Origin of the sequence: Klebsiella sp. 28, from assembly GCF_018223905.1 — a bacterium.
Lineage (GTDB): Bacteria > Pseudomonadota > Gammaproteobacteria > Enterobacterales > Enterobacteriaceae > Klebsiella > Klebsiella pneumoniae.
The window spans coordinates 1-2,562 of sequence record NZ_JAGRQY010000214.1; the positions used below are offsets into that span (position 1 = coordinate 1).

Sequence of the window (2,562 nt, forward strand, 5' to 3'; positions counted from 1 at the left end):
CATGAAGACGGCTTACGCCACCATCAAAGGTATTGAGGTGATGCGTGCACTACGCAAAGGCCAGGCCTCAGCATTTTATTATGGTGATCCCCTGGGCGAAATGCGCCTGGTAAGCAGAGTTTTTGAAATGTAAGGCCTTTGAATAAGACAAAAGGCTGCCTCATCGCTAACTTTGCAACAGTGCCCCACATCTTTTGTCACCAACGAGCGGCTGCCTATCACCGCACCGTGCCCGATCTTGATTCCGGGCATGACCATTGCCTCAGAGCCGATCCAAACGTCATTGCCAATGACAGTATTACCTGCTTTTTGGAAGGCATCGAGTGCGCTTGAGAATGCAGGTTCTTCCTGCATATAAAAGAACGGGAAAGATGATGCCCAGTCGTACCGATGCCCCTGATTGCCAGCCATGATAAAGGAAGCCCCACTCCCGATAGAGCAGAAACTACCGATGATCAACTTATCAACGTCATCACGGTCCGGAAACAGATACCGTGCGCAGTCATCGAATGAGTGCCCATGATAGTAGCCAGAGTAATAGCTGTACCGCCCAACTTTGATATTGGGGTTCTTCACTTGCTCAGAAAGCAGCTTGCCTTTGAAGGGGCTATCAAAGTAGTTGGTCATAAGAGATCCCGCGGTCTGTGACTTTGCCGTCTAACGTTTGAAATAAGGGGCGCCGAGCGCCAGCGAGGGGAGCCAAAAGCTTGCTTTTGGCCGTCCCGACTTGATTGAAGGGTTGGGCGATTTTGCCATTAGATTTTTTATAAATTTAGTGTGTTTAGAATGGTGATCGCATTTTTCTTGGCTTTTATGCTTGATGTTAAATTCGACCCCAAGTTTCCTGTAAGTGCGGACACAAAAACATATTTATGTCCTGATTTGCTTATAATAAACCCTTCAAACCATCCGTTTTGTAAGGTTCTATTTGCTGTGAATCCTGCACCAGTTTTCCCATACAGTTTTGTACTATTATCCAGATCTTGTAGATACATGTTCTCTATGGTGTTTTCTATGGCTGAGTTTTTAACTGGGAGATTGTGATTAATAATTTTACGCAGGAATTGAATTTGTTCTTCTGGTGAAATTTTTAAGCTACTTTCGAGCCATGCTTCTGTTAATCCGTTGTTTCTTTCTTTATCTCCAGAGAAGTCTTGATTTCCATAATCAAAATCTTTGAGATAATTCTTGATTTTATTTAATCCAATTTTTTGGGTTATTTCTTGCGAAACCCAAACAACAGAAAATTGCATCCACGTCTTTGGTGTATGATTGCTGTTCCAGATCTCCATTCCTTTGGGGGTTTTATCCCATTTGAATATGGTTTTCTGATCTATTATTTCCGCATCAAATGCCATAAGTGATAATGCGATCTTGAAAGTTGAATCTGGTGCCATTTGCGTTGCACACTTTGCTTTATTGAATTGAGCAATTTCAGCGTTTGTGGATGCATCGTAAAGTAAAAAACAACCTTCAGTTCCTTCAAATAATGGAGATGCAACAGTAGAGATATCTGTTGATGCACTGGCGCTGCTGTAGATAATATTTGCAATTATTAAAAAAATAGCGAAGTTGATATGTATTGTGTTTTTCATAATAAGTATTGGTTTGGTAAAGGGCTTAATTTTAACGGCTAACAATTAATGAGGCTCCGGGTTCGCCCAACGTTTGACATGAGGGGCGGCCAAGGGCGCCAGCCCTTGGACGTCCCCCTCGATGGAAGGGTTAGGCATCACTGCGTGTTCGCTCGAATGCCTGGCGTGTTTGAACCATGTACACGGCTGGACCATATGGGGTGGTTACGGTACCTTGCCTCTCAAACCCCGCTTTCTCGTAGCATCGGATCGCTCGCAAGTTGCTCGGCGACGGGTCCGTTTGGATCTTGGTGACCTCGGGATCATTGAACAGCAACTCAACCAGAGCTCGAACCAGCTTGGTTCCCAAGCCTTTGCCCAGTTGTGATGCATTCGCCAGTAACTGGTCTATTCCGCGTACTCCTGGATCGGTTTCTTCTTCCCACCGTCCGTCCCCGCTTCCAAGAGCAACGTACGACTGGGCATACCCAATCGGCTCTCCATTCAGCATTGCAATGTATGGAGTGACGGACTCTTGCGCTAAAACGCTTGGCAAGTACTGTTCCTGTACGTCAGCAAGTGTCGGGCGTGCTTCTTCTCCGCCCCACCACTCGACGATATGAGATCGATTTAGCCACTCATAGAGCATCGCAAGGTCATGCTCAGTCATGAGGCGCAGTGTGACGGAATCGTTGCTGTTGGTCACGATGCTGTACTTTGTGATGCCTAACTTTGTTTTTGCGTTGCTCATGATGTCTAACTCCCAATTTGTGTAGGGCTTATTATGCACGCTTAAAGGCACTGTTGCAAAGTTAGCGATGAGGCAGCCTTTTGTCTTATTCAAAGGCCTTACATTTCAAAAACTCTGCTTACCAGGCGCATTTCGCCCAGGGGATCACCATAATAAAATGCTGAGGCCTGGCCTTTGCGTAGTGCACGCATCACCTCAATACCTTTGATGGTGGCGTAAGCCGTCTTCATGGATTTA

At 45.6% G+C, this 2,562-nt stretch carries 2 protein-coding genes and 3 pseudogenes; 1 reads left to right on the top strand and 4 read right to left on the bottom strand.

What is annotated here, in order from left to right:
- A pseudogene (locus KHQ28_RS26405) lies at positions 1 to 133 on the top strand (IS6 family transposase); the annotation flags it as partial.
- 53 nt (positions 134 to 186) lie between these two features.
- Here the strand turns inward: KHQ28_RS26405 and KHQ28_RS26410 are convergent.
- The 4 genes and pseudogenes from KHQ28_RS26410 to KHQ28_RS26425 all read right to left on the bottom strand — a co-directional run.
- Positions 187 to 627, bottom strand: a pseudogene (locus tag KHQ28_RS26410) (CatB-related O-acetyltransferase); the annotation flags it as partial.
- A 137-nt stretch (positions 628 to 764) separates the two neighbouring features.
- Positions 765 to 1,595: an oxacillin-hydrolyzing class D beta-lactamase OXA-1 gene (locus KHQ28_RS26415; protein ID WP_001334766.1), complete on the bottom strand. Its 831-nt coding sequence runs from the start codon at positions 1,593 to 1,595 to the stop codon at positions 765 to 767.
- A 130-nt stretch (positions 1,596 to 1,725) separates the two neighbouring features.
- Positions 1,726 to 2,280, bottom strand: coding sequence for a fluoroquinolone-acetylating aminoglycoside 6'-N-acetyltransferase AAC(6')-Ib-cr5 (locus KHQ28_RS26420; RefSeq protein WP_063840321.1), 555 nt, complete (start codon positions 2,278 to 2,280; stop codon positions 1,726 to 1,728).
- Positions 2,281 to 2,423: 143 nt separating this feature from the next.
- A pseudogene (locus KHQ28_RS26425) lies at positions 2,424 to 2,562 on the bottom strand (IS6 family transposase); the annotation flags it as partial.

Bases quoted from the DNA above. Each gene is read 5' to 3' on its own strand.
- KHQ28_RS26415 (WP_001334766.1), bottom strand. From the start codon at position 1,595: ATGAAAAACACAATACATATCAACTTCGCTATTTTTTTAATAATTGCA.